General features: G+C 40.6%; 17 protein-coding genes and 1 pseudogene. 5 read left to right on the top strand and 13 right to left on the bottom strand.

Features of this window, described 5'->3' with window-relative positions; all coding sequences use genetic code 11:
- Positions 1-21: 21 nt before the first annotated feature.
- The 9 genes from EV207_RS20165 to EV207_RS20125 form a co-directional block, all read right to left on the bottom strand.
- On the bottom strand, positions 22-540 hold the full coding sequence (locus tag EV207_RS20165) for a ribonuclease FAU-1 family protein (protein ID WP_132747962.1): 519 nt from the start codon (positions 538-540) through the stop codon (positions 22-24).
- 121 nt (positions 541-661) lie between these two features.
- A complete protein-coding gene (locus tag EV207_RS20160; protein ID WP_132747961.1) occupies positions 662-1,219 on the bottom strand; it encodes an isochorismatase family protein in 558 nt (185 codons plus the stop codon).
- Positions 1,220-1,507: 288 nt separating this feature from the next.
- Entirely contained in the window at positions 1,508-3,133 is a 1,626-nt protein-coding gene (locus EV207_RS20155) for a S53 family peptidase (protein ID WP_243647176.1), read from the bottom strand.
- 351 nt (positions 3,134-3,484) lie between these two features.
- On the bottom strand, positions 3,485-4,495 hold the full coding sequence (locus EV207_RS20150; RefSeq protein WP_132747960.1) for an SIS domain-containing protein: 1,011 nt from the start codon (positions 4,493-4,495) through the stop codon (positions 3,485-3,487).
- Positions 4,496-4,716: 221 nt separating this feature from the next.
- Positions 4,717-5,550: a PfkB family carbohydrate kinase gene (locus EV207_RS20145; protein ID WP_132747959.1), complete on the bottom strand. Its 834-nt coding sequence runs from the start codon at positions 5,548-5,550 to the stop codon at positions 4,717-4,719.
- 17 nt (positions 5,551-5,567) lie between these two features.
- Positions 5,568-6,488: a carbohydrate ABC transporter permease gene (locus EV207_RS20140; protein WP_132747958.1), complete on the bottom strand. Its 921-nt coding sequence runs from the start codon at positions 6,486-6,488 to the stop codon at positions 5,568-5,570.
- Positions 6,489-6,491: 3 nt separating this feature from the next.
- Positions 6,492-7,373: a carbohydrate ABC transporter permease gene (locus tag EV207_RS20135; RefSeq protein WP_132747957.1), complete on the bottom strand. Its 882-nt coding sequence runs from the start codon at positions 7,371-7,373 to the stop codon at positions 6,492-6,494.
- A gap of 42 nt (positions 7,374-7,415) precedes the next feature.
- Positions 7,416-8,708, bottom strand: coding sequence for an ABC transporter substrate-binding protein (locus EV207_RS20130; RefSeq protein WP_132747956.1), 1,293 nt, complete (start codon positions 8,706-8,708; stop codon positions 7,416-7,418).
- Positions 8,709-8,834: 126 nt separating this feature from the next.
- On the bottom strand, positions 8,835-9,821 hold the full coding sequence (locus EV207_RS20125) for an SIS domain-containing protein (RefSeq protein WP_132747955.1): 987 nt from the start codon (positions 9,819-9,821) through the stop codon (positions 8,835-8,837).
- 220 nt (positions 9,822-10,041) lie between these two features.
- Here EV207_RS20125 and EV207_RS20120 point away from each other — a divergent pair, with 220 nt between their 5' ends.
- Positions 10,042-10,779, top strand: a complete 738-nt coding sequence (locus EV207_RS20120; RefSeq protein ID WP_132747954.1) for a UTRA domain-containing protein — start codon at positions 10,042-10,044, stop codon at positions 10,777-10,779.
- 467 nt (positions 10,780-11,246) lie between these two features.
- Here the strand turns inward: EV207_RS20120 and EV207_RS20115 are convergent, their stop codons facing one another.
- Entirely contained in the window at positions 11,247-12,038 is a 792-nt protein-coding gene (locus EV207_RS20115; RefSeq protein ID WP_132747953.1) for a GNAT family N-acetyltransferase, read from the bottom strand.
- A gap of 179 nt (positions 12,039-12,217) precedes the next feature.
- On the opposite strand from EV207_RS20115, the gene EV207_RS20110 reads away from it, so the two are divergent.
- Complete coding sequence (locus tag EV207_RS20110) at positions 12,218-13,042, top strand: hypothetical protein (protein WP_132747952.1); 825 nt, start codon at positions 12,218-12,220, stop codon at positions 13,040-13,042.
- Positions 13,043-13,244: 202 nt separating this feature from the next.
- Here the strand turns inward: EV207_RS20110 and EV207_RS20105 are convergent, their stop codons facing one another.
- On the bottom strand, positions 13,245-15,065 hold the full coding sequence (locus EV207_RS20105) for a helix-turn-helix domain-containing protein (RefSeq protein WP_132747951.1): 1,821 nt from the start codon (positions 15,063-15,065) through the stop codon (positions 13,245-13,247).
- A gap of 214 nt (positions 15,066-15,279) precedes the next feature.
- Here EV207_RS20105 and EV207_RS20100 point away from each other — a divergent pair, with 214 nt between their 5' ends.
- Together EV207_RS20100 and EV207_RS20095 are read left to right on the top strand one after the other, a co-directional pair.
- Positions 15,280-16,653 (top strand): purine-cytosine permease family protein, encoded by a 1,374-nt coding sequence (locus tag EV207_RS20100; RefSeq protein ID WP_132747950.1) that lies wholly within the window; start codon positions 15,280-15,282, stop codon positions 16,651-16,653.
- A 67-nt stretch (positions 16,654-16,720) separates the two neighbouring features.
- A complete protein-coding gene (locus tag EV207_RS20095; RefSeq protein WP_132747971.1) occupies positions 16,721-17,902 on the top strand; it encodes an amidohydrolase in 1,182 nt (393 codons plus the stop codon).
- 344 nt (positions 17,903-18,246) lie between these two features.
- Here the strand turns inward: EV207_RS20095 and EV207_RS23985 are convergent.
- Positions 18,247-18,402, bottom strand: a pseudogene (locus EV207_RS23985) (ISLre2 family transposase); the annotation flags it as partial.
- Between EV207_RS23985 and EV207_RS20085 the strand changes: the two are divergent.
- Positions 18,370-18,699, top strand: coding sequence for an immune inhibitor A domain-containing protein (locus tag EV207_RS20085; protein ID WP_132747949.1), 330 nt, complete (start codon positions 18,370-18,372; stop codon positions 18,697-18,699). The pseudogene EV207_RS23985 and the gene EV207_RS20085 sit on opposite strands and share 33 nt — an antisense overlap.
- A 940-nt stretch (positions 18,700-19,639) precedes the next feature.
- Here EV207_RS20085 and EV207_RS20080 read toward each other — a convergent pair.
- Positions 19,640-21,046, bottom strand: coding sequence for a sulfatase family protein (locus EV207_RS20080; protein WP_243647175.1), 1,407 nt, complete (start codon positions 21,044-21,046; stop codon positions 19,640-19,642).
- Positions 21,047-21,251 lie beyond the last annotated feature (205 nt).

Here is a 21,251-nt window from a genome sequence, read left to right as displayed (position 1 = left end):
AAGAGGTCGAAGAGATTGTGGTTAGGAACGATATAGCATGAGTGCTTCAGACTCTGAAATAATTTCGGAGAGAAGAGCATCAATGGAGTCGGTTAATGAGTTGAGAGCCTCTTGAACAAATCCATTTTCAAATTGATCTATTGGAATGGGCAGCTCATCCTCGTCCAATATATAGTACTCCCCATTAGGAAAAACCATAATATCAATAAGCAAATCCTCAAAGGATACAAGTGTATCAGCCATATATGTATTTTTTACGATATTAAAATAGGCGCCTAAATAATTCCCGCTGCCATCGCTCCAAATGTATAAATTAAAGGGTCTGTCTTTCCAGTAATATGCGAGTGTGTAACTGCCTTTGGGTATGGTTAATTTATTTTGATTGGCTGTCATCGAAAAGGAATCCTGCACCTTATGAAAAAGCACGGCATGTTGCTTTTTTGCTTTTAATAGTCTACAGCTGTGCTCCACAATTGTATTGTCGTAACGTATTTTTCTTTCAATTATTTTATCGCCTGTTGTTGTCCTCGATTTGTCCAAAGCTTTTGAATCTCCTTTAGAGGCTTTTCCCGCCTATTTGCTTGGTGTCTTTATTACCCATTAAAGCATGAAGCCGCATTTTTGAATAAAAATGCGGCTCACACGATTGTGTAATAGCTATTTATCGATAATCATCATGTTTGGGTTGAAACAAGTCTTCATCTGACCTTCTCACCATTGAAAAATTATCAACATTGTAATGCCCATGAAGAATGGCATTATGATGGCTGATGATCTGTTCAGCCGTTAAATGACTAGAGTCTGTCGTTGAATGACCGTCCTCTACCAAGGTGACATCAAAGCCACTTACAGTTGCCGTTCTAACCGCTGAATCAATACAATGCTCTGTTTTGCATCCCATAATGACGAGATGATCAATCTTGTTATCTTGTAAAAAAACTAATAATGGCGTCCCGTAAAATGCATTCGTTGCCGCTTTATCAAATACTTTTGCTTCCTGTGGGATATCAATATCTTGATGGACCTCGAATCCTTTGCCTTTTCCTTCAGCAACATCTTTATCTCTTATGAAAACAACTAAACTATCCGAGACCAATGCCTTTTTTACCACTGAATTAATATTATCCAGTAAAGTCGCCTTATTGAAAACACTTTTCTCTTTATCATTTCCATCGATCAATTCTTGTTGTGCATCGATGACTAGCAGAGCTTGCTTCAATAAAAAAACTCCTTTTCATTATAAGTTATTCGCCGTCTCCAAGCATTTCTTCATCTCCGCTGCAAATCTATATTTTATAAATATCCTCATAAATATCAGCCTCCTTTTAAAAACATAAACAGTCATAAAAAGATACGGAATTGTACCAATTTTATTATAACATGAAATTTTTAATTCTTTGTTTTAATCTTTCGATAAAAATTTTGTTTCCTTTATCCGTCACTTTTCAATTCGATTTTTCGTTTATACAAATACTTTGAGAACATGTTAACCTCAAAATGTCCCATTTTATTTCGATACATCATGAAGTGAAGCATTCAGGGCTTTCAATAATTCGTCGCCATCAGGCGTTCCAAGACCTGTACATGCATCCCATCCTTGGTCAGCCTTATATGATCCATGTTCTTCCGTACTGTCATTGTCCCCGCTTGTAATGTCATGGAAGGCACTATCTTTAGAGGGGAGTTTATAGAGATCAGGGTTGGCGAGTCCGATCGGTTTGCCTAACTTTTGATTAATAATGGCGAATAGCCCGGCCCAAAGCGGAGCAACTGCACTCGTTCCCCCAACAACAAACTGTTTGCCATCAACAAGAATTTGATAACCCGTTACAGGATCAGCATTGCCTGCCACATCGGGAACACCGCGTCCCTTTCGATCCCCTGGATTGGCAGAGGTCGGAACCTTGGCATCTGCTTGCCATTTTGGCGGGTCAAATACATCACTTATCCCGCCGCCTGTTGCACCATATTTCTTTTCATTCCAAACCACTTCTTTCGTAATCTTCCCGTCTTTCCCTTCTAATTTGGTCCCGCCGCAAGCGATAACGTAAGGGCTGGAAGCTGGAAAATCAACATGAGCCAGGCCATCCTTTTCCCCATCAGATGAACCTCTGTCCCCCGCCGCACAACAAATCGTCACACCAAGTGCCGCAGCGTCATGGAAGGCTTGGTTCATCGCTTTTATTGACTGATTCGTCCACTTGCTTTCAGAAGATCCCCAACTTATAGAGAGAACAGACGGTTTATTATCTTTGTCATGAACAGCCGTCGTGATCGCTTTTAGAAACCCAGCATCAGTATTTGGCGCAAAATAAACAGCTAGTTTAGCGCCAGAAGCTACTGCGGCAGCGATCTCAATATCCAAACCAACTTCTCCATCAGCACTATTTGGATCTCCCGTCGGTTTGTTTTTGCCCCCGTCAACGGAAACATCCGTTATTTGTGGTTCCGGCAAACCAAGATCTTTAAAATAGGCTGTGATATCCTCTTTGCGATAACCGCCGCCTAATTCAATAATGCCTATACACTGCTTGCTGCAGTCTACATCGGAAGGATAGTTATAAAATTTTGCCACCTCATTCGGCTTGTAAGAAACGCCTTTTGCCCGATTTTGTGATAACACCTCATTTTCATTCATAAGCCGGAAATGAGGCCTTGCCTGAGGGCGATTATCTAAACCGAAAACACCTTGAACAACATCGGCGAGATCTTCCGGAATATAGACATGCCCGGTATGTCCGCGGTAAGTAAAATCTGGATGTTCATAATCAGCCAGTTCGACACCAAAAGCTTGGTTAAGAGATGCCGTAGCCCCAGATAAAACGACGATCCCTGCTGACCTATTAACTTCTTTAATGTCAAGATTATATCTATTGGCAAAGTCTTCTAATCTCTTGATATCTTCAGAATCTACACCATAAGTGTTAGCAAATTCTCCATGGTTGAAATGCTGACGTTCTGAAAGCGGTCGTTCTGCTATTTCATTAATCTTTGTTTCTAATGATGACTGAATGGCACTGCGCCTTAGATAAAGCGTGACCGACATCTGTTTATTCGGATCCGCCTGGCCAACTTTTTTTGCGTTTTGGAGCATGGTGAGCTCACTGCCTTCAATGCGAATATGATTGCGCAATTACATCATCTCCTTTGATTGTTTGCCATTCATTGCTTCGAATAGCAACGTTACCTTAACTTTACCCCAAATATTCAAAAAATTAACCCGTTTTAAAAATCTTTTCGCATTAAATAATATTCACTGCCATCCCAGGCATGTTCTTTTCTTTTGATGCGGTAACCATTTTTTTCATAGAATCCCCTCGCATAAAGAATGACACCGGCAAAAATATGCTGTTCCGGGTTCTTCTTTTATAGTACGTCGGCAAGCTTGTATCTTACGGGGGGTGGATATGGGTATTACATGTCACAGCTTCCCCGTTTAATAATTTTGACAGCAGTCTTTTCAACGGCTCTGGGGTAAATACTTTTAATACGCAAACTGGCGGTAATAACGGCGTGTATCTAAATCATGACCTGTGTATTTTTCATATTGTCTTGCCAAACGGTCAACTAATAGTGCCGAAGAAATAGCCGGCGCCAAAATCCAGCGGAATTCGTCATCGATCCCGTCTAGTTCATAGTCCCTTGTGTCAATAACAATAAGCTTCTTTGTCCTTTGTTTGCAGAACTTCTCGACCCGTTCGTCCAGTACACGGCGCTTCCCTTCCCCCTTCACAAGAAATACAGGGACGTCTTTCTCGACTAATTCCAGCGTCCCATGGAAAAATTCTGAGGAGGAAACAGCTTTTGTTCGCACCCATTGCATTTCTTCAAGGATACACATGGCGAACAGGTAGACCTCACCCCACATCTCGCCGCCGCCAATCCAAATGTTATATGGCTCATGATGATAGTTTTTCGCAATGTCATTGGCTACGGGTTCGAATTTTTCTTTGGCCTTTAATAGACTTTCCGGAAGACTTTCCAATTGATCTGCAAATCTCTTATAATGATGGAACTGATTAGCATTATAAAGGAGTTTGAAAACAAGCAGAAACAATTGCATGTATTCAAATTCAACCCCATTTTTGGCCCTATTCGGGATCACCCAGCGGCTTGCCGCCCCTAATGGTGTGCCCGGCGTTCCCACTAAGGATACCGTTCGAAACCCTTGCGCTTTGCACCATTCTGCGCATGCGACCGTTTCCTTTGTATCACCTGATTTAGACGCCATAACTACAATAGATTCTTTTGTAAGTTGTCTATGCCCCGTTAAAATCACTTCACCCGCCTGCTCCGAAAAGACAGGAATATCCGACAGTTGTTTCAGCATTTCCTGAATTGGCCACATGATTGAAATGGAACCGCCTACTGAAATGAAAAAAATATTTGTAAATCCTTCTTTCGTAATGTCATCTGCAATGTTTTCAATTTCCTCACGTGTTTCAAATGTCAGACGTGCATTTTCCCTATAGACATTTTCATCAAATTTTAGCATGCTATCTCCTCCCGTGTTATACTGTTATACGACGAAAAGTGAAGTTTTTGCGTCCCCCCGCTTGATTTATGCGTCGTTCCATGCGTGATATGCGTCTTCAGTTGCTAGATTTGCGGCCTTATTTGGATTTATGCGTCGAAACCATGGCATCAAGAAAGTACTCTAAGGGATAGCGGACATAGTGGAAATTCATCCCTGCGATTTGTGATTTTAAAATTTCATCATGGACATCCCGCTTTTCCATACGCGAGCCCATATCCGAATGCCCCATAATAAGTACACGTTTTGGCCGCTGCTGCCGCCGAGCTTTTTAACGCATGCTCCATTGGGACCCCATTGTAATAGTCCGTTAAAAACGTTGCTAAAAATGAGTCACCTGCTCCAAGCGTATCAACGACATCCGTCGGCACAACGGGCTGTGTATATTTTCTGTCCCCCTCAAAGAAAAGCGCACCTTCTGATCCCCGTGTAATCCCGACTAGTTTTGTACCATACCCTTGAACTTTATTAGCAAGAGCATCACACTCATCTTCCGCTAAATGGCTACCCGAGAAAAAGCCGCATGTAATATATGGGCACACCATTGCTAAGTAACTATCGTCGGACTTTGTTGAAAAATCAAAGGAGATGTCTATGCTGTGACTTAACTTTGGCAATTGATCTTCAATCAGGCTGTAGACACTAGTGTGCAAAAGGTCAAATGTTTTAATATACTTCATGTCATCGTCACAAAAATGGAGCCTTAACGTTTTTTGTATTCCACCTTGATTCGATTTGACAAAGATTCTGTCCCCATCCTGATTTAATTTGACCCTTGCCATGCCATTTTCCCCATAGCCTTTGCGGATTCTGCTGATATCGATGTGTTCCTTTTTTAGTGTCTGGGTAATGTGCTCCGCCGCTTGATCATTGCCCAAGATACCGATATAACCCGTTTTATCCGCCCCGTGCCTTCTGCTTAGAACAGCTACATTCAAGGCATTCCCCCCGGGGTAGATTTCATTGCGGTCTAAATAATAATCGACAACATTATCACCAACACCAATTAATTTCATGACATATAATCCCCCTTTTAACCCTTTAATCCTCCGTTGCTCAAACCCCGAATAAAGTATTTCTGGGCAAACAGAAACAATAAAACAATAGGAAGAGCGGAAATGGTCAGTCCAGCTAGAAGTGATCCCCAATCCGTTTGCAGGGCATCCCTAAATTGCATAAGACCGGCCGGAACTGTTTTCAATTCATCATTGCTTATAAAAACAATGGCAAACATGAATTCATTCCAGGCAAAATATCCCGTTAATACTGCCGCTGTCATTAAAACTGGTTTGCTTAAAGGCAGAAAGATCTTCGTGAAGATTTGAAAGTTATTGCAGCCGTCTAGATAAGCAGATTCTGAGATTTCTCTTGGAATCCCCAAGAAATAAGAACGGATTAACAGCAGGATAAACGGGATTCTATAAGCAACATACGGCAGGATTAATGCCCAATACGTATCATACAGATTCAAGGATTGCATCAATTTGTACAACGGAATGAGGCTGACTTGAGGTGCTAACATTAATCCCCCTATACAAAAAATCAATAAAGCATTTTTGCCCTTAAACTGAAATCTTGCAAAGGCATAGGCTGCGAGTGCGCTGAATAATATCGTCAAAAGACATGTTATACCCGTTACAATGACGCTATTCAAAAAGTAACGGGCTATTCCGCTTTCCCAGGCTGTGGCATAATTTTTAAACAGCAATTTGTCAGGAAGCCCCCAGCTGTTGGTAATGATGTCATTCGAATCCCTAAGCGAATTGACAACCATCCAAAAGAGCGGATAAGCTATCAGAAGAAAATAAATGATTAAAATGACATAGACGAGAGTTGATCCAGCATAACGTCCTATAATTTTTCCGTATGACTTTTCCGGTTTTGGATGCTTCACAGTTCTGGTGTTTGAATAGACACCGTTTGCATCTGTCAGGTCGTATTGTCTTTCCCCCATCGCTTAATCCCCCTCACCTGAACGGAATACCTTTAATTGCACGACCGAAATAATCAATGTAATCGCCAGAATCACAGTTGCAATCGCGGAGGCATAGCCCATCGCATCTTCGTTGAAAGCTGAATGATACAAATAGGTCGTTAAGACTTCCGACGAATGACCAGGACCTCCGCCAGTAAGAATATACGGTTCATTGAAAACGGTAAAGGCTTGGGTCAATGTCATAATCGTTGCAACAAAGGCCATTTCTTTCACTTGCGGCACAGTGATATGAAAGAATTGTTTAACTTTACCTGCACCATCAATCCTTGCCGCTTCATACAATTCGCTCGGAATCTTCTGTATCGAAATAATAAAAAGCATGGCGACATAACCCAAACTTTGCCATTGCGACATGGCGATGACAGCGAAGATGGCGGTATCGCCGTTTCCCAGCCATGCTCTTGTCAGGCCGTCAAGGCCAATCGATTCAAGCAGCTTGTTTAACAACCCCGTCTGGGGATTGTAAAAAAACTCAAAGAGCAAAGCGATGACAGTGATCGAAATGAGCACCGGCAAAAAGTAAATGGTTCGCAAAAATGTTGCATAGCGTCTAACAAGCTTGTCCTCCAAAATTGCAGCAAGGACTAGCCCGCCGCCGACCAAAATAATCTCTGAAATAATCGCATAATAGATATTGTTTTTCAACGCCGTAAAAAAAACGGAGTCTTTAAAAAGGTTGATAAAATTGCTTAATCCGGTAAAATGCATCGTGTTTGAAAAGGAGCCCCAATCAAAAAAGCTGTAATACACATTAGAAAAAATAGGGTAGTATACAAAAAGTACCAATATGACTAAAACAGGAGCCAAATAAACAAACGGAAGCCATTTCCTGTGACTGGTCATTTTACTTACCCCTCTCTTAAAAAGATTAGGGGGATGCTCCCCCTATTTTGCACTTACTCTTACCCTCTTTGCTTCCTTTTGGACATCCTTCATCACATCTTTGGGGGCCATTTCGCCGTTCAGCATCTTTTGCATATCCTTCATATAAGCATCGGCAATTCTAATATCCAAGCCTGTGTCGATCCAAGGTGCGAGTTTATTTGCATGCAATATTTCTTGTTGAGCTTTGCGCATAATTGGCGTTGAATTGTCTTTTGTCACTGTGTTTTTGACCGAGCTGAGATATTTCACATCTTTCACAAGCTTTTTGCCATTCTCTTTATTCGTCAAAAACTCGAGGAACTTCATGGCAGCATCCGGATGCTTCGTTTTGGATGAAATCATAAAACCTTCCGGAGCCCCGGAAATAATTTTTTGGTCACCCTTCCCGTCTTCCACGGCGGGGAAGTTGAATGTTCCAAGTTCAAAGCCGATATCAGGAAGATCGCCTATTTCGATCGTCTCCATATAATCCATTGCCGCTTTTCCGCTTGTGAAGGCTTGTCTGGAAAAATCATATTTTAACGCGTTGCTGTTTTTATTGAAGGCGACGTCATTCAATTTCTGCAGTTTTTCCAAAGCCTTGATGTAGCCAGGATCATCAAATGTTCCTTGGCTTCTAATATGATCCTTTTTGATCACATCAGCCGGCACCGTGCGCCGATTTAGCGTCCCGATGTAATGACCGGCAGGCCAGCCTTCCTTATTGCCAAAGGCAATCGGTGTATAGCCCTTGTCCTTTAGCTTTTTTGATACAGCAATTAATTGTTTGAATGTTTTCGGCGGCTTTAGACCAAGTTTGTTAAAGATATCTTTGTTGTAAAAAAACAGCTTCGCGTCCATCATCCAAGGCACGCCATACATTTTTCCATCAAATCGGTAGGACTCCATCGTTGGCTCAATGATTTTGTCAGACCATGTTTTATCCTTATTGTAATAAGATGTTAAATCAAGAGCCTTGTTCCCGCGGACGATGTTGTGGGCAAATTCCCCGCTCCATGAGAAAAAGATATCAGGCGGATGGTTTGTTCCAAGAAGGACACGAATCTTTTCTTTATATGAATCATTTAATACCGCTTCGGTTTGGATCTTAATATTTGGATTCTTCTTCTCAAATTCCTTTACGACCTTATCAAGATAGGATTTTTCGGGCTCTTTTGGCCAGCGGTGCATAAATTTAAGTGTGATTTTGTCACCATCCCCGGATGATCCGGAAGAACTTGTGAACCCTGAGCAACCAGTTAAAATGAAAGCGAATACAAAGATACAGGCTATCATGCCAACCACTTTTCTCATTAATAAACCTCCTCGGATTGTCGGTTAATCAGTTATGACGGAACCAAGCCCTTTGATTATTCTAAAAACATAAGTATAATAAAAGATGAGGAATTGGGGATCTGCCAATCCCCAACTCCATGTTTTTTAATAGTCTACTTTCCACATGTATCGTCTAGTGGACAGCGGGTGATTTCTTTCATCCGCTAATTTTTCTGCATAAAGCCTAAGAACATCATTCAATACGAGCGGTGCAATATATTTTTTTACTGTCTCATCAATCTCATTTAGATCGAAATCTTTGGCATCGAGCACTACAAGTTTTTCCCCATACTCACTGGAAAACTTCAGAGCCCTTTCTTCAAGAGGCCTTGTTTCATCCAATCCAAGCAGAATGAGGAACGGCACATTTTTATCAATGATTTCAAACGGTCCGTGGAAGTACTCTCCCGCGTGGATCGCGTGTGAATGAATCCATTGCATCTCCATTAATATACAAATCGCAAAGGAATAAGCGATGCCGTAGTTGACCCCGCTAGCCACCGTATAAATGACTTTTTCATCTTTATACTCTTTCGAAAATTGTTCTGCTTTCTCTTTGAACTGCTCCCGTGTCCGATCGTATATGGTCTGCAGCTGATCAAGGCCGCTTAACAGCTTTTGATAATCCTCATTTTTCCCTTCATAAACCGAAAGGAGCCCCATCACGAGCTGATACATAAAACTGTAATTGCTGTTGATTGCGTTTGACTCTTTGCCCCAATCATAGCGCAACACAAAATCGGCATCTGCTGTTAACGGGGATCCAAGTTTGTGGGTTAACGCGACCGTTGTTGCCCCTTTGCTTTTCGCGAAACTGACCGCTTTAACGGTTTCCGGCGTCTTCCCTTCCATGGAACATAAAATCACCAAAGAATCTTTGCCAAGTTTGACCGGGTTGCGATGGATAAATTCGTTAGAAGAATATAAATCCGATTCGATCGTTTCAGCCTCGCGGTCAAGGAGATATTTGCTTGGATACATCAGCGCGGATGATCCGCCGCATGCTACGAATAAAACATTTTTTATTGCCTTCCCCTGAAGCGCCTCCAAAACGTCTTGAACCTGCTCGTTAGCTGTTAATTGTGTTGTCATTGACGTATGACCTCCAAATTTTTAGTTTTTACTGCTGACTTATTTACCCTCCCTTTGACTATGACGTTATATAACGTTATAATAAAACTAACATTTATAATTGTCAATAAATTTATGAAAAATCTTAATAGTTTTTATTTGCTGTTTCATATTTGTTTGATAAAGGAAAAATAAGTATGATGAAGGTGCAATATATTCCAATGGGTTTGTAGGTGAAAATATGAAATTAAATGGTGACAGCGCTAAGCCGCTTTATGAGCAGTTAAAGAATGTTTTAAAAGAAGAGATTCATAGGGGAATTTATAAATACGGAGAAAAAATACCGCCTGAACCGGTGTTGTGCGAAAATTACGGTGTCAGCCGCATTACAGCAAGGCGGGCTGTAAGTGACCTTGTAAAGGAAGATATACTAGACCGTCAACAAGGTAAAGGGACATTTGTTAAACATCATGCCGTTACACGTGAACTTCTTACCGTAAACGGTTTTTCCGATAATGTGAAGACCGAAGGCAAAGAGCCGCATTCTAAGGTTGTTTCAAAAGAAATCATTACCTCAACCCCTTACCTTGAAGAAGGCTTAGAAATCCCCGAAGGAACGAAAGTTTTAAAGCTTGTAAGATTGCTATTAATTGAGAACGGAACGGTCATCTTAGATATCGCCCATTACCCCTTAAACCGCTTTCCGAAGTTGGCTGATTATATTGGGGATTCCGTCTCGACTTATGAAACCCTTAGAGAAGTTTATCACGTCCAGCCGTCTTACAACAAAAGGAAGTTAAATATTGTTTTAGCAACAAAAAAAGAATCTGAGTTTTTAAATTGTGAATTAGGGGAGCCCCTTTTTGAGGTTAAAAAGCTCTCTTATGATTCGAATAAGGTGCCTGTCCATACATCCACCTTGTACGCCATTGGAAAGAATGTCACATTTACAGTAAATGATCCAATGGAGGAAAAATAAAAAGACATAGATAAAGAGGCTGGGACAGAAATTACAAAAGAAAGGAACGAGGCGCTCCGTCAAAATACTTCGCTTTCCACGGGCACGGCCCGAGCCTCCTCAGAAAGCAAAAACCGCTTTCTTGCGGGGTCTTCGGACACGTGCTGTTCCCGTTGGAGTCTCCATATTTTGACTACGCTTCGCATTTGCTATTATATTTTTAAATTTTATTGTTCGGCATTTGAATGAACCCTTTTAGTTTTGTCTTAGTCTCCTTTACAACACCGGGAAAACAGGCTTTAGTTAATTTATCAACCGCTTTTCTGGTTATCCGTAGCTCCATTGTTGGGATTTACGTGTCTAAGTATAGTCACAATGATTGCTGCTCCAATAAACAGCAGGACAGCACTCACTGCTGCAACCGTGTTCATGCCGACTTGTGAAGGCTTCCCGTGCAATGGCAAGCTAATAATCAAAAGCCCTGAAGTTTATTCATATGTGTACATCATCCAGTAGCCAATGTCTTCAAAACCAATCCGTTTATAGATTGCTCCAGCTGCAGGATTATCATAGAACAAACATAGTTCTTTCCCTTCATCTAAAAGAAGACTGCATAGCCTCAGCATACACTTGGTTGCATATCCCCTTTTCTTATAGTTTTCTAGCGTTGCAACCCCTACCACCATTGCTGACAGGGAATTTTCTGCTGTCGTTGAAGCAGTTGATACCATTTTTCCATCTTCCATGATAAAAAATGAACGTGACGTTCCATTTTTCAAAGCCCGGCGGTTTCTTTCCACTGTCATTGGTGAATCACTAAATTCCGGAACTGAGTTTAGGAATGCCACAAGTGCTTCTGAATCGTAAGGAAATGCTCGTTGCACATTCGAAAAATCAACATTATTATTGGTATTTAATCTAGTGCACTTAGCATAATAGGTTTGTCTTTTCCTTTTAAGTTGTTTATCTAAGTAGGGCTCAATTTTTTCAGTGATGCCCTTTAAGCCGGACATCATCTTAAAATCAGGGTCATTGGACATAATCTCAGCAAATCCTTCAGCATTAAATGATTCCGTTGCAAAGGGTATATAGTTTTCATGGTACTTTAACAAAACAGCAATGAGTTCCGCGCTTTCATTAAACTCGCCCCAAAGCTTTTGGAAATCTTGTTCATATCCGTACGCTTCAATGTCACCAATAATAAATAAGTTTTCGGCACCTTTGGTTTTTAACAAATTAAAACAGACGTCATGATCACTTTTATTTAACCTTCTTATCATCGTTCTCTCCCCTTATAACAAAACTTGATCCATAAAGTAGAAAATATTCTTATTATTTTACAATAAAAAGATCTTAGTTAGAAGAACTTTTTTATTTTTGAATGAATTCACCTCACCATTCTCGCCCTCTTCTGTCTATTTACATTGTAGTAAAACTTTTGGGCGAGGAGTGGTGTCGCATGTTATCAGGAAGAATCGAGCAGTTTGAACATTACAGTCAATTTCAATCTATTGAAGATTTCAATGAAACGATGGGAATGTATATGGCGTGTTTCGGGGATCAGTTTACTAAGGGTGAGCGGAAGGCGCTTTATCAGCTGACACGCTTTTGTGCAAAAGTCCCTGGCGTCAGCAACATCCGCCTTTGCAAGCTTCTGGCTTACGCCAATCAGTCGGAGCCGATCTCGAGGTCCACTTTTGAGCGAGCTTTGAGAAAAGCGGCCAAACTTGGCATGCTAACCATCCACCATACATGCCGAAAAGAAGGCGGCTATTCGCATAATGTCTACGTCTTTAACCGCTTTGACGGAGCCTCTGATGTACAATTGACGAAAGGGGCAAGGCCGGAAAAGCCTGATGAGAGTAAGGCGGAAGAGACGAAATCGTCCCCAGAAGCTATTAATCTATTTAAAACTAATAATAAAGATATTAGTAAAGACGTAAGACTAGAAGATCTTGATGAAAGTTATTGTCCAAATCATATTCCAAATAATTTTATCAAAGCAGCCAAACCGTTCTATGGCGCTGATGGCATTTATCAACTATGGGGAACTGTCCTTACTGCTTCTCGTCGCCAATCCCTCGACGGGCCAATCGAACATTATTTACCAGTTGTTATCTCTGCCTTCAAACAAACTGTGTTCCAATATAAAAAAGGCAAAATCAAAAATTCCTTTAAGGCTTACTTCCATGGCACCCTTGTCGGTATGTTGGCCGTGGAAGCAAGAAAGGAAAACATGAGCAATTGCCCCTATATCGTCTATGATTGGCTTGGCGTAGGTTAAACAAGAACACTTATTTGAGAAAATAATCCCTTACCTCTAAAAAAACAAGGGCCCGAAAGAGCGTCTTTAACGGTAGCCATGAATTTGCTAAGCAATTTGGCGAAAAGCGCTTGTTGGAAAATGGTGCCTATTATGGCAAAGTAATCGTGATGCCGAACTGTGCTGTAAAGTTTATAATTACTATTTCTTACAAAGCAAAATTTCATACAACAAAAGCTTTATAAAGGTAGACTGCAAGCTCCATTTTAAGATAGTCCTCATAATTGTTGAAGTCTAATTCAACAAGCTTCTCGATTTTTTTTATGCGGTTATATAATGTGTTCGTATGGATGTGAAGGTCTTTTGCAGTTAACGTCATGGAACGGTTATTCTGTACATACATGACCATCGTATGCAGTAATTCGCTGTTTTCATCCTGTTCTGTCCATAACAGCGAAAACGTTTCATGCAGGTATGAGGTGATTTCTTCAGAATGATGATGTAAAAAAAGGCGGCTGATGCCGATATCCTTATAATGAAGAACACCCTTATTATTTTGTTTTTTCAAATGAAGAAGAGCTTTCTCTGCCTTCTCATGATTTTCTACAGCTTCCCCTGGATAGTATACCCCGGTAGAAATTCCCGCTCGGGCTTTAACTGTAAACCGCTGGTTCCACCAGCTAATGTTATTTTTAATTACATCTATGAAATGTTTTTCGCAGTCGTTATTATGACTGGAGGAAAAAAAGGTAATTTTGTTATTATGGCTAAAAAGAAGGCTATTTTCCAATGGCAATTTTTTCTCCAAATAAGTAAGCAATAGGAATGCCTCATTTTCAAGAGAATGCAAATCAACGTTGCCATCAAGCTCAATTAATGCTGTTTGGAGAAAATGATGATTATTTATCCCCAAATCCTTTGCGCTGATTGCAGCTTGCTGAGGTTTTTTTGTTTTTAAAAACTGTTGATATTTTTCATAGGTTTTCTTATACATAACTTCGGTCTGTGACCGAAGTTTCATAATTTCAAGAGTAAGAATTGGAGCCCCCTGTTCAATAATCAAATGATCAAGCTCCGACAGGGGAAGGCTGCCCTCAACAATCAAACATCCTAAAAAACTTGACGATCCAGATCTGATTGGGTAAACGTAACAATTAGTCTGTACCGTATCCGAGACGGAAACAAAAGCTGGCTCCGATTTGTTAGTAAAAAGGAAAAACATATCATCAAGGCTTCTGACAATGTGAGATTTTTGTGCCGGAATACATTTACCATTTATATAATCCGCATAGAAAACTTTCTTTTCCATTTGTTTATTCATTTCAACGATAATAGCGTCAAGTCCTTTGTTCTGGATCGACAAGCGGGTAAGGTGATTGTGAATCGTCATTTTCTTTGCCAACAGCCCATTTGTTTTTTTAAGCTTTTTTGACAAGCTGGTAATTTCTCTTAAACTATTCTGTGCTTCTGTATGAAGCTTGGCATTATGTATTGCAATAGCAGCTTGGGAAGCGAAGCTCTGTAAAAGAAGCAGATCCATTTCACTGATACTATGCTTTATATCGTAGCGATGAAGTGTCATGACGCCAATTCTATTAGTTCCGAACGAAATCGGCAAGGATAAAATAGATTTGATATCTTGGTGTTTGCATGAATTGTTAATACAGTTTAGATTCTCTTCTCCCGTATCCGCCATACTTTCATAAATCTTTTCTTTTGTATCAATAAGTCTAACATTGCCGTCTCTAAAAACCTTTCCGGTAATTGACTCACCTATGCTTACCTTTAAAGATTCGATGTTGTCATTAAAACCAACGTATGACTTAATAATCAGTTTATCCGAATGCTCTTCATACAGTTGGATAAACCCCGCATCGGCATTATGGGCAATATTTAATGCAAAATACATAATTTTTTTCAGTACCTCATCCAATTCGAGTGTCGAGTTAATGACTTTGTAACATTCGATTAAATTCATTAAGGCTTGCTGTACCTTTTGGTTTTCCAGCTTTAATTGTTGAAGAAATGAATCTTTATTTTGCACCTTTTTACCTCCAATGTTGATATCAACAGTATATAATAATAAAGATTGGTTACTTTCACATTTATAATTTTTCTACTATTCTATATCATTTAGTTTACAAAGAGCAAGAAGAAACATTTTCCCTTTAAGCGAATGCGGCGGCATGCCAATCGAATAAAAATGCTTGGGGGATTATAATGACAAATTATTTTTGAAAGAGGAAAGGAGTAAAAAGTTGAAAATTGAAAAGTATAGCATTGACCACATTCCTAAAAATGAGCGGCATGGCAGTCCGAAAAGTTTATTTACTATTTGGTTTGGTATAAATATGCAAATAGTCGCCATAGTGATGGGAGCATTAGCAGTAGTGTTGGGTTTAAACCTATTTTGGAGCATTATAGCGATTGTTATCGGCAACCTGGTCGGTGCAATTTTCATGGCATACCATTCAGCCCAGGGTCCCAAACTGGGGATTCCCCAAATGATTCAAAGCCGTGCCCAATTTGGCGTAATAGGAGCTATTCTGCCTCTTATTCTGGTGCTTATTATGTACATTGGTTTTTCCTCAACCGGTGCCGTACTTAATGCCCAAGCAGTTGTAGACATTGTTCCCATGCCATTAACACTTGCTATTGTGATTTGCCATTGTATCACATTTGCAATCGCGGTATATGGATATGATTTAATTCATGCAATAAATCGGTATCTTTCGATTGTCTTCACTGTTGTGTTTTTAATAATTACATTCTTGGCGCTAAAAATGCCCCTGCCCGCCCATAGCTTGGCAATCAGTCAATTTGAAGCCCCATCTTTTCTATTAGTTGTCAGCATTGTAGCGACATGGCAGCTAGTTTACGCACCGTATGTTGCGGATTATTCGCGGTATCTACCGGAAAACACATCCACTAGGAAGACATTCGCCTACACATATTTTGGGACTGTAATCAGCTGTATCTGGATGATGAGCCTTGGAGCGTTATTGGCAATTTTAATTCCGGATTTCTCAGATAACCCGACTGTCGGACTTTCTATGTTAGTCGGTCCACAATTTTCAATTGTCATTGATCTGTTAATCATTCTGGGTGGTATTGCGGCTGGCCCACTCACCTTCTATGGCGCTTTTATGTCTGTCATAGCTACTCTAGAACCATTTACTAAACTTCGCGGAACACCAAAGGTTCGCTTCTGGTTAATGTTTATCATCGTCGTGGTTTGTACAGTTATACCAATCTGTGTGCAAAGTTACTTCCTGGACTTTTTTTCAAACTTCATGAATTTACTGATGTATTCAATGGTGCCATGGACAGCAATCAATCTGGTAGACTTTTATTTTTTACGTAAGAGTAAATATAACATTTCAGATATATTCGACGTTAATGGACAGTATGGTAGATATAATTGGATTGCCATTTTTTCTTATATTGTCGGTGTACTTGTCGAGATACCATTTGTGAATACCACATTGTTCGAAGGAGCTATTGCCAAGGCGTTAGGCGGTGCAGATGTGGCTTGGATCGTCGGATTAATAGTCCCATCGCTCCTTTATTATTATCCAATGAGGCGTACGCTGAATAAACCAAAAACGACCATTCATAATGTCGAATCGTAAATATATGGAAAGTTAAATGACCTTCAACTCTTCATATCAGAAAATTTGAAAGGAGCTTTTTTGTATGATGAAAACTGGAACACTTAGCGACCTTGCTTATCAAGTAAAATCTGATGTGGTTAAATGGAGACGCTTCCTTCACGAAAACCCTGAGTTATCATTCCACGAAGAAAAAACATCTCAGTTTATTTATGATACACTTCTATCCTTTGGCGGATTAGAGGTTTCACGACCGACGAAAACTAGTGTTATGGCCCGTCTTATTGGCAGACAACCTGGCAAAACCTTAGCGATCCGTGCCGATATAGATGCTTTGCCTATCCAAGAGGAAAATACGTTTGAATTTGTTTCTAATAAACCAGGTGTCATGCATGCTTGCGGACATGATGGCCATACGTCTATATTATTGGGAACGGCTAAGGTTCTTACGAGTCTAAAAGAACAAATTATAGGTGAGGTTCGCTTTTTGTTCCAACATGCTGAGGAAACGCAACCTGGAGGCGCACAAGAAATGGTGGCTGCTGGGGTTATGGAGAATGTTGATTGCGTCACCGGGCTTCACCTTTTACCTCAACTTGAAGTCGGTAAAATTGGCATTATTTCTGGTTCAATGACCGCATCATCAGACAATTTTACAGTTACGATTCATGGAAAAGGCGGGCATTCGGGAATACCACATCAAACTATAGACAGCACTACCATTGCTGCACAAGTTGTGACAAACTTGCAGCATATTGTTTCAAGGAATACAGATCCCCTTGATGGCACCGTCATCTCAGTAACTAAATTTATTGGCGGGACAAGCCTTAATGTAATCCCTGACGCTGTTCATATTGGGGGTTCGATACGAACATTAAGTTCTGATTTACGTGATGCTTTACCCACACTTTTAGAAAAAGTGATTAAAGGTGTAACGGAAGCGCATGGTGCAACCTATGACCTTCAATATATAGTTGGTTATGACCCAGTCGTTAATGATGAAGGGATAACCAAAATAATTAGGGAAACGGCATGTAAAGTTTTCGGTGATAAAGCACTTGAACTTAGACGACCGCTAATGGTTAGTGATGATTTTTCAGCGTTTCAACAAAAAGCACCAGGAACCTATTTCTGGGTGGGAGCGGGAAACGAAGAAAAGGGAATTAAAAATCCTCTTCATCACCCAAAGTTTACAATTGATGAGGAAGCATTAGATAAAGGATTAAAAATGATGGTTCATTCCACATTTGAATTACTCAAACCAAGGTAGCAATTTAGTGCCATTCAGAATACTCTTTTCCTGTCATATAATAAAACAGCTTCACTGGCAAGTACGGTCAGTGAAGCGTATGTGTCAACTTTTTCTCGGACATGTTATAACACGCCGTTTTCAGCACTCTATTTTTGTACACTTTAGCTACCGCGCTGACGCTTGGTTGCCTGTCATCGCCCATCACGTTCTTGAGAATCTGACGGGCGATGACTGGTTTTAACGGAAACCCTTAACTAATTCCCCTATTGCGGATGAATGGGCGCCATACAGGCTGATCGTGCCTTCTTTCGCTCCAATGGATGGTCGAATGGGATCCTTAAGGATTTGTGCCATTCTCACCGTTTTTTCGCTTCACGCTGCTGCCTTACACTCCGACGTTGGTGCTTAAGGTATGCCTTTCGCAACGTGTTATTGAGTGTCCCTTGGATAATTTTGACCATGGCCACAGCCCCTTCAGTACTCCAATGCATGCCTCGCTTTTTCATGTTGACGCCCACCAAAACATCGTAAAATGGAGCGACGGTTCACTTGCGACAACAAGTTATCAAATTGAAGATGCATCTTTCTCCTTGGACAAGACGGATAAAGGATTCATTGATTACAGTGACCTACATGGCGGTACTTTAACTAAAAAGAAAGAGCGTCCTGTCCCTGTATTTGATGATTCCAGAGACTACAGCAACAAAGGCATGATCTATGCCGGAAGAAACATCCCAGAATTCTGCCTTAAGATCCATGTCCTTGCCGAAAGCAAAGACAAGTCTGTTGGCGCGATTCAACTTTCAAAGAAATAATTGGCATAAGAGAACCCGCTCTCAAGCGGGTTCTTTTTTTGGATAAATAAAACGAAGTGTGAGGTTTATTTTTTACTTTAAATACAATTTTAAATACAACAGTTGTTTTATTAAAATTATTATACAACAATTGTTGCAAAAAAAGGGGGCAAAACCTATTCCATTCGTGACAGCCCAAGCCAATTTTACAGACCCGTTTAAGGAAAAATCGCTTACGGGCCTTCGTCACCCTCATGAACGACCTCGAGCCCAATTTTTTATCGTCTTTGGGTGTTCATCACCTTTATGAACGACCTCGAACCCAATTTTTTATCGTTTTTGGGTGTTCATCACCTTTATGAACGACCTCGAACCCAATTTTTTATCGTTTTTGGGTGTTCATCGCCTTTATGAACGACCTCGAACCCAATTTTTTATCGACTTTGGGCGTTCATCGCCTTTATGAACGACCTCAAGCCCAATTTTTTATCGTCTTTGGGCGTTCATCGCCTTTATGAACGACCTCAAGCCCAATTTTTTATCGTCTTTGGGTGTTCATCACCTTTATGAACGACCTCGAGCCCATTTTTTTATCGTCTTTGGGCGTTCATCACCTTTATGAACGACCTCAAGCCCAATTTTTTATCGACTTTGGGTGTTCATCGCCTTTATGAACGACCTCGAGCCCAATTTTTTATCGTCTCTGGGTGTTCATCGCCTTTATGAACGACCTCGAGCCCAATTTTTTATCGTCTCTGGGTGTTCATCACCCCTTTAATGACATTTTCACGATCCTATTTACGGTTTATGTTCCATTCTTTGTTAAAATGTTTTCGATAAATGTATTTACCATAAAAAAAGATAACCCCGGAACAATGCCAAGGTCACCTGTTAAATGCTTGGTCCCTTATATAAGACTGTCTATTTTTAAGGGGTAGGCTCCGGGCCTCTCCCCTATTCATTACTCATTATCTTTTAACTCCTCTTTCAAATGGTAGAGTTCCAGTTTCAGTTCATTTACAGCCTCGCTATAGTCCGGGTCATCATAGACACTTTTCATTTCTTTTGGATCTTTTTCGAGGTCAAATAGCTCCCACTCGGGAGTTCTTGGTTCGTCCTTGGTCCCTTTCAATCCTAATGCCTCGCCGTAATAGTAAACCAGCTTGTATTTTTTGGTTCTGAGCCCATAGTGCGCACAAACGAGGTGAGGGTCAGACAAATGCTCCCAATACCGATAGTACATCGATGTTTGCCAATTATTCGGGGTCTGCCCCCTCATTAACGGCCGCAAACTATTCCCTTGCATGTCTTCGGGAATAGAAATGCCGGCGTAATCAAGAAAAGTTTCCGCAAAATCAACGTTCAGGGCCATGCTTTCTTGAACGGATCCCGGCTCGATTTCCCTAGGATAACGGACGATAAATGGCATGCGCAGCGATTCCTCGTACATAAACCTCTTGTCATACCATCCATGATCTCCCAGGAAAAAACCTTGGTCAGATGTATAAATAACAATTGTATTTTCAACAATCCCTTCTTTATCAAGATAATTAAGCATTAGCCCGACGTTGTCATCGATTGATGCGATGCAACGCAAATAATCTTTGATAAAATGCTGGTATTTCCAATCCTTTAATGCTTCATGTGATAAATTTTCGGGAGGTTTTTCTTTTAAATCGATTTCATTAAGATCCTGGTCGATCCGCATAGCGGCTTCAGTCGCAGCGTAGGCTCGATTGCTATAATCGTCGTTGAATGTATCCGGTACCGGAATGTTCAGATCCCTATACATGTGGGCGTGTTTCTCATCCGGTTCCCACGGCCGGTGTGGTGCTTTATGGTGACACATTAAAAAGAAAGGTGCATCCTTGTTACGCTTCTTTAACCAATCAAGCGATAGATTCGTCACAATATCTGTGGCGTACCCTTTAAATATCTTATCTTTGCCCATTTCAATCATTTCAGGATCATGGTAGGCGCCTTGGTCCGGGAATATATTCCAATAGTCGAATCCCGTGGGGTCACTCACCCCGCCATGGCCTAAATGCCACTTTCCGACAATGGCTGTTTGATAGCCTTCTTGTTGAAGCATTTTCGCAACATGCGGCTGTCTCCCGTCGAAATCGTCGAACAATGTTTTTACGCCATTCATATGGTTGTATTTGCCGGTTAAAATGGATGCCCGACTTGGCGCACATATGGCATTCGTGCAAAAACAATTGTCAAAGCGCATGCCTTCGTTGGAAATACGGTCTAAATTCGGCGTTTCGTTGATTTTGCTGCCGTAACAACTCATGGCATGTGAGGCATGGTCATCACTCATGATGAACAATATGTTCGGTCTGTCCTTTTTTTGGATCTGTCCCACTTTATACATCCCCTTTACCGTTTAATGATATCCTTAAGACTGAAAATCAAATCTAGAGAAGATTATTTTAGTCAAAAAAAACAAACTAGAAATAATAAGTTATAATTTACCCTGAATTATTCATACATGCGATGGAAAATGAGATTTAAGTCCAAAGCTACCCTTTTTAATCCTATTTTTGGGAAAAAGTCTATGAAATTCACTG

It is taken from the genome of Scopulibacillus darangshiensis, assembly GCF_004341035.1.
GTDB lineage: Bacteria > Bacillota > Bacilli > Bacillales > Sporolactobacillaceae > Scopulibacillus > Scopulibacillus darangshiensis.
This window is presented reverse-complemented; position numbering and strand designations above follow the sequence as displayed.

Bases quoted from the DNA above. Each gene is read 5' to 3' on its own strand.
- EV207_RS20150 (WP_132747960.1), bottom strand. From the start codon at position 4,495: ATGCTAAAATTTGATGAAAATGTCTATAGGGAAAATGCACGTCTGACA.
- EV207_RS20145 (WP_132747959.1), bottom strand. From the start codon at position 5,550: ATGAAATTAATTGGTGTTGGTGATAATGTTGTCGATTATTATTTAGAC.
- EV207_RS20140 (WP_132747958.1), bottom strand. From the start codon at position 6,488: ATGGGGGAAAGACAATACGACCTGACAGATGCAAACGGTGTCTATTCA.
- EV207_RS20135 (WP_132747957.1), bottom strand. From the start codon at position 7,373: ATGACCAGTCACAGGAAATGGCTTCCGTTTGTTTATTTGGCTCCTGTT.
- EV207_RS20130 (WP_132747956.1), bottom strand. From the start codon at position 8,708: ATGAGAAAAGTGGTTGGCATGATAGCCTGTATCTTTGTATTCGCTTTC.
- EV207_RS20125 (WP_132747955.1), bottom strand. From the start codon at position 9,821: ATGACAACACAATTAACAGCTAACGAGCAGGTTCAAGACGTTTTGGAG.
- EV207_RS20120 (WP_132747954.1), top strand. From the start codon at position 10,042: ATGAAATTAAATGGTGACAGCGCTAAGCCGCTTTATGAGCAGTTAAAG.
- EV207_RS20115 (WP_132747953.1), bottom strand. From the start codon at position 12,038: ATGATAAGAAGGTTAAATAAAAGTGATCATGACGTCTGTTTTAATTTG.
- EV207_RS20110 (WP_132747952.1), top strand. From the start codon at position 12,218: ATGTTATCAGGAAGAATCGAGCAGTTTGAACATTACAGTCAATTTCAA.
- EV207_RS20095 (WP_132747971.1), top strand. From the start codon at position 16,721: ATGAAAACTGGAACACTTAGCGACCTTGCTTATCAAGTAAAATCTGAT.
- EV207_RS20085 (WP_132747949.1), top strand. From the start codon at position 18,370: ATGCATGCCTCGCTTTTTCATGTTGACGCCCACCAAAACATCGTAAAA.